General features: G+C 36.7%; 5 protein-coding genes and 1 pseudogene. 3 read left to right on the top strand and 3 right to left on the bottom strand.

The features are described from left to right. On the bottom strand, positions 1–243 hold a 243-nt coding region (locus AC1DRF_RS15405), incomplete at its 3' end, for a VOC family protein (RefSeq protein ID WP_477741078.1). 39 nt (positions 244–282) lie between these two features. Beyond that, positions 283–684: a hypothetical protein gene (locus tag AC1DRF_RS15410; RefSeq protein WP_477741079.1), complete on the bottom strand. Its 402-nt coding sequence runs from the start codon at positions 682–684 to the stop codon at positions 283–285. A gap of 130 nt (positions 685–814) precedes the next feature. Here AC1DRF_RS15410 and AC1DRF_RS15415 point away from each other — a divergent pair, with 130 nt between their 5' ends. Both AC1DRF_RS15415 and AC1DRF_RS15420 read left to right on the top strand, forming a co-directional pair. Beyond that, positions 815–3,373 carry an MFS transporter gene (locus AC1DRF_RS15415; protein ID WP_477741080.1) on the top strand — a complete coding sequence of 853 codons (2,559 nt, stop codon included), beginning with the start codon at positions 815–817 and terminating at the stop codon, positions 3,371–3,373. 97 nt (positions 3,374–3,470) lie between these two features. Then, positions 3,471–3,620 (top strand): annotated as a pseudogene (locus AC1DRF_RS15420) (SF0329 family protein); the annotation flags it as partial. Between the two features lie 399 nt (positions 3,621–4,019). Here AC1DRF_RS15420 and AC1DRF_RS15425 read toward each other — a convergent pair. Then, positions 4,020–4,214: a hypothetical protein gene (locus AC1DRF_RS15425; protein WP_043978207.1), complete on the bottom strand. Its 195-nt coding sequence runs from the start codon at positions 4,212–4,214 to the stop codon at positions 4,020–4,022. A 563-nt stretch (positions 4,215–4,777) separates the two neighbouring features. Between AC1DRF_RS15425 and AC1DRF_RS15430 the strand changes: the two genes are divergently transcribed. Further along, a partial coding sequence (locus tag AC1DRF_RS15430; RefSeq protein ID WP_477741081.1) for an MFS transporter occupies positions 4,778–5,665 on the top strand: 888 nt, incomplete at its 3' end.

Here is a 5,665-nt window from a genome sequence, read left to right on the forward strand (position 1 = left end):
GAAGACTCTCTGAGTAGCCCATTGCTTTGCTTCCATAAACCGGTTTGCTGGAACATTAAAAGCAAAATGGTAAAAGGGCTTTGTATGTAGAGAACTTTCTTTAAAGGTTAGCTCACTTTCACCAACCTTGATGGAAAAAGAACGCGGTGAAGCGGCGGTTAATGGAAAATCGAGAGAATTTACATAAAAATCCTTCATTGTGTCCAACAAGTGGGTGTACAGGACAGCTTGATTAATGATCATAAACCATTCCTCCTCGTTTAAGCGTTGTCTAAAATGGTATTACACAAATTTTTCGCGCTCTTTTTGATTACTGCTTTTCCAGTGAAGCTGAAAAGAGCCTTTATGCTCAGAGCCTACAAAATTAATACGATATCTCCTTGTTTTTTCAGGTGTTAAATAAAGAGAGTTATTAGTCATTTCAAAAAATAGTGTCTGTTTTGGATCTTCTACGTACAGGGACAGGTCTCCGCTTTTGGTATTTTTAGATAGCGTAAAAGCGTAGGTTACGCCTTTTTTGAGTTTAATGCTCCGGGAGTAGCGGCCCGTAAAGCTGTCGTATTCGCCAAAGAAAACCTCACTTCGTTCCTTTTTTATTTTGCCTCCTACAATTTGATTTTCCTGGCCGTTAAAGTTAATAAKTAAAAAAGCGATAAGAACAATAAGAAAACTATATTTAAACATAAAAACCTCCATCTACTAAATTATAGATAGTTTTGGATTTCGTCAAATAGTGTTATAGTTTAAAAAGGGAAAAATTAACAAAAATAAATTATCTTTTTGCATGTTACGTCTAACAGAAAGGAGAAAAGAATTGACTCAGCGTTTTTATCTTTTAGCAGCAAGTCAAGTAACCGCAAATGTAGGTTTTGTTCTTTATACAATGGCTGTCACTTCCTATATAAAGGAAAACACCGGTTCAACAGCTCTTGCGTCGATGATTACGATGACGAGCTTACTTGCACGGCTCCTTAGCGGCCTTATCGTACCTTTACTAGCCGATACGTATAAATCCATTCACATTATGCGGTCTGTTCAAGTGATGCAGATAGGGATGCTTGTTGGATTGTATGTGCTGCTTACACAAGAATTTACAGTCACAGTACTAACGATGGGTTTTATCATTGTTGGAATCATTTCTTTTTTTAACGGCTTTTTTTCCATTTTTAAAACGTCAGTTGTACGCAGCTTAGTAAATGATAGTCAAAGAATGCAGGCGAATAGCTTGCTTTCAACAATTGATCAAACTTTTCTGTTTGCAGGGTGGTCGCTTGGTGGTTTCGTTTTGTCCTTAACGGGATCCACTCAGTCTCTCTTTATAACGGCAGGTCTTCTATCGCTCTCATTTGTTTGCTTACTGTTTATAAAAGAAGCCCATACATATAAACAAACACAAAAGCGAAGAGCGGCAAAACTAATGGAAGGATGGCGCTTTTTATGGATACATAAACGCATCAGAGCCCTCGTTATAATGGACATCATCGAGTCGCTTTTTGGAACCATTTGGATTGGAGCTATTACTCTTTCTTTTGTGAAAGAAGTGCTTGAAAAAGGAGAAGCGTGGTGGGGATATATAAACGGTGCGTATTATTTTGGAAGCATAGTTGGAGGAATTATTGTGTACCGAATGTCTTCTATAGTAAAAGGAAGGCTTTTGCTTTTTATGTTCGCAGGCTCACTCGGTTATGCTGTTTTAACCGGTTTTTACGGTCTAGTAACGAACCCGTATCTAGCTTTAGTACTTTTGATAATGATGGGTCCTGCCTATCAGCTTCGAGATGTAGCTCAGGAAACCATTTATCAAAATACCTGCAGCGATGGGATGCTTTCTAAAGTAATAGCGGCAAAATCAACTCTTGTACAGTCTGTGTTTATACTTTCCATAGCATTTGTAGGGACGTATGTTCTTTCGATGTGTTTGTTTCTTATAGGAGCTATTGTAAGCATTGCTTCTAACAGCTTCTTAGGAATGGGCATTGGTCGTTTTTTACAAGGAACAGGAACGGGCTTAGCACTTATGATGATGATTCCAATGCTGGTTCTTTCTTTTCCGATTCAGAAACGGAACTTGGCATTACTGATTCTTATTGGCGGATTTTATGGATCTAGCGTTGTGGGCATTTTTCTCGGAATGTTAGTGAACAGCTACGGACACTGGAGATGGTTATTTTATATAGCGGCCGTCCTTTCCTTACTGGGAATATGCTTCAGCTACAAATTTCTAACAAATGATCACGCTAAGCAACAGCACAAACACCATGAACCATTTGACATCATCGGTGTAGCGTTAATGTTTATGGTTACTGCATTTATTACGTTTACATTACTTAATCTCCAAAAATCAGGATGGGCATCTACTTATGTTTGGATAGGCATAGTGGGAAGCATCATTTTTCTATGCTTTTTATTCGCAGCAGAATGGCATATTAAAAATCCTTTAATTCCCTTTAGATTAGTGGCTTCTCGAAAACCAACTCTTGCTATCCTGATCGCTGTTATAGGCAATATTAGCATGAGTTTAACTCTTTTATCTCTACAAGGAATGCTTAAAAGCGGATCTAGTTTTGATAAAGGAGACACTTCATTGATCTATATCGGGCTTTTTGCGGGAATAGTGATTGCGGCCGTATTAAGTGCCGTATTATATGATAAAGTTGGACCGGGAGTATTAGGTATTATAGGAGCGGTCATTATTATGGGAGTGAACATACAGTGGATGTATGTAGACGGTCATGCTTCTGCATTTCTCTTTGTTAGCAGCTTTGCCGCCTTAATCGCAGGAGTAGGATTCACAGTTGCTGCAGGTCTTATGGGTGCTGCTTTAGGCGGACCGCTACCAAGTTTAGTCCCTCGGATGGTCACGGTTCAATTTATAAGAGTTACAGTATCTGCGGTCATCCCTGTAATCAGCAGTATCGTCTTTGCAAAGGTGTATAAAGATCACCTTGCAACAGTAAGCGCAGAGAGCCAGGTGGCTAGTAAAGAAAATTTCACTCAATCTCTACATGTAAAATCTGAAATCATTACGTATCATACATTTTCTACGTTTTCGTGTGTATTGAGCATTGTGGTATTAGTTCTTTCGTTTTTGATGTTCCTAACAGGTAAAGGCCACAAGCTGGCTCATAAGCCGCATGACAAAGAAACACATAAAGAAAAGCTGAGTACGGAAGAGCTTCCCAATAAAAAAGCTACTCCCGTTGTTGAACGTTCACTTAAAGAGGCTGTTTCAACTCAAGTCATTGGTGACAGCGAGTATAGAGAAGCTTTAAAAAAATTTGGTCAGCCTAAACCTTCTGCTGATAAAATGCTGCATATGAGAGATCAAGAATATAGAAAAGCTCTTAAAAGGATGAAGGATATAGGACAATAAGTTAAACTCGAGCAATTTGAGTGAAGAATTGAAAGAGCAAACTCGCATGGCAGTGAGTTTGCTCTTTTAATTTCTACATGTACGCTTTGCAGATATGTTGTTAATAAAAATATTGTGTGTGTTGGACCGCCGTGTAGGGAAAAGAATTTTACGTAAAATGAAAGAATTCATTTTAGAAGAAAATACATTAGTTCAGGATTTTTATAAATTACGTTGTGACGCAGAAAATATACATAATAGTGAATAAACAAAACAGAGCTTTCATAAAATAGGGAGTTCTGTTTTTACGCTTAATATCAATATTAAAATTTGATGGAGCCTTTTGTTTAGATGAATTTAGTATGTGAATTCGAGTTGTTTGTCTCAAAAAACAATTTCCTCAGAGAGCGTTTGTCTGCACATTAAATGCATGTATTTAGCTTGTTTCTTACTTTATCTAAAWAGTATGGAATAATGAATTTTATCCAAAAAAGAAAAATTAGTAGACTAAATTAAAGGTACGCTTAGAGGGCGCAAAATCTATTTTGGCTTCAAGTCGGAGAAAAATTTTAGTGACTAGAATAGGGAAAAAGAGACTACCCTATAAGATATTGTATGGATAGAAAAGGACATTACTTTTGTAGATAACGTCCTTTTACATAGCTAATTATTCTTTTTCAACTACTGTAAAGTATTGGACGTTCCTTTTAACAATGACCAACTCATTTGATAAATCCAATATTTTACTTTTGTCTTCAAACCTATACTGTATGTAGTTCTTTGCACGAATAAGTGATTTAGCTTCAACTAAATGACTTATCTCACCGTTAATTAGATGAAATGTTACTTCATACTTTTTCATAAGAAAACACCTCCATAGTATCAATTTTTACTATTACTTCATTTCTGATACTATTTCTTTTGACTGATGATTAAAAAGTTAGCTGTGTTCTATTAGGGCAAACAGAACAAAAAGCATATAACAGAAACAAATTTTAATTGTCATAGGCACTAAGTTAGGTATATAGCTGTTGTTATTTAGTATATTTTAGATAGAAACAGTACTTATAGCTGTGTTACAATATTCCTGTTATATAGAGTGAAATTCATTTTATAGTTCTATTTCGTTTTAACTTACTTATTAAAAATTCCATATTAGGAATAGAAATTAGTTTACATAGGAAGGTTTCTAAAGTTGATTTAGAAATGAAATGGAGAGGTATCTGTGGAAAGAAACGAATTTAGAAGACAAAAAGCACTTCGGTCAAAAGAGAAGAGAAAGAAAAAGCTTAGTCAACATAATGCCTTAAATCTATCCCTAATCTTTATATCAATATGCATTGTTTGTCTGCTAATCAACTTATCATTGAGATAGAAAAAACGTTCACCAAAAAGAGTATGTAAAAGAGAGGAAGACAATTTAATATGAGTAATCAACAAACAGTAGCCGAAAGCTCGAACATCAAAGTGCTGCCGATTATAACGTCGTTTCTTATTGCTGGATTTATCGGTTTATTTAGTGAAACAGCTTTAAATATGGCGTTAAAAGAGCTAATTTCTGGCTTTGGCATTCACGAAACAACTGCACAGTGGCTGACAACAGGGTATCTGTTAACGTTAGGAATTTTGGTGCCTATTTCAGGTTTTATTCTTCAGCGGTTTACGACCAGACAGCTTTTTATAGCATCTCTAATTTTCTCCATCATTGGAACATTTATTGCGGCTATTGCACCAACATTTGGGGTACTCATGATTGCCCGTGTCGTGCAGGCCGTTGGAACTGCTTTACTTTTACCGCTTATGTTTAACACGATTCTTGTTATTATCCCGCCGCATAAACGTGGAAAATCAATGGGGATTATCGGTCTTGTTATTATGTTTGCGCCAGCTGTTGGACCAACTGTATCAGGCTTAATCTTAAAAACATTAACATGGCACTGGATTTTCTGGATTTCACTTCCGCTGTTATTTGTTGCCTTAGTGTTTGGAGCTTTCTTTATGCAGAACGTTACCACACCAACGAAGCCAAAAATCGATATGATTTCTGTTGTTCTTTCAACAATCGGTTTTGGCGGAATCGTGTTTGGATTTAGCAGCGCCGGAGAAGGCGGGGGCTGGGAAAGTCTACAGGTTATTCTAACTCTTGTGATTGGAACTATTGCGTTAGTTGCGTTTTCTATTCGTCAAACGAAGATGGAAGAGCCAATGTTAGATCTTAAAGCCTTTAAGTATCCGATGTTTACAATCGGTCTTCTGCTAATTCTAGTTTGTATGATGGTACTATTGTCTGCGATGATGATTTTACCACTATAC

It is taken from the genome of Priestia sp. P5_B4, from assembly GCF_056400385.1.

Coding starts and splice junctions, on each gene's coding strand:
- AC1DRF_RS15425 (WP_043978207.1), bottom strand. CDS start 4,214: ATGAAAAAGTATGAAGTAACATTTCATCTAATTAACGGTGAGATAAGT.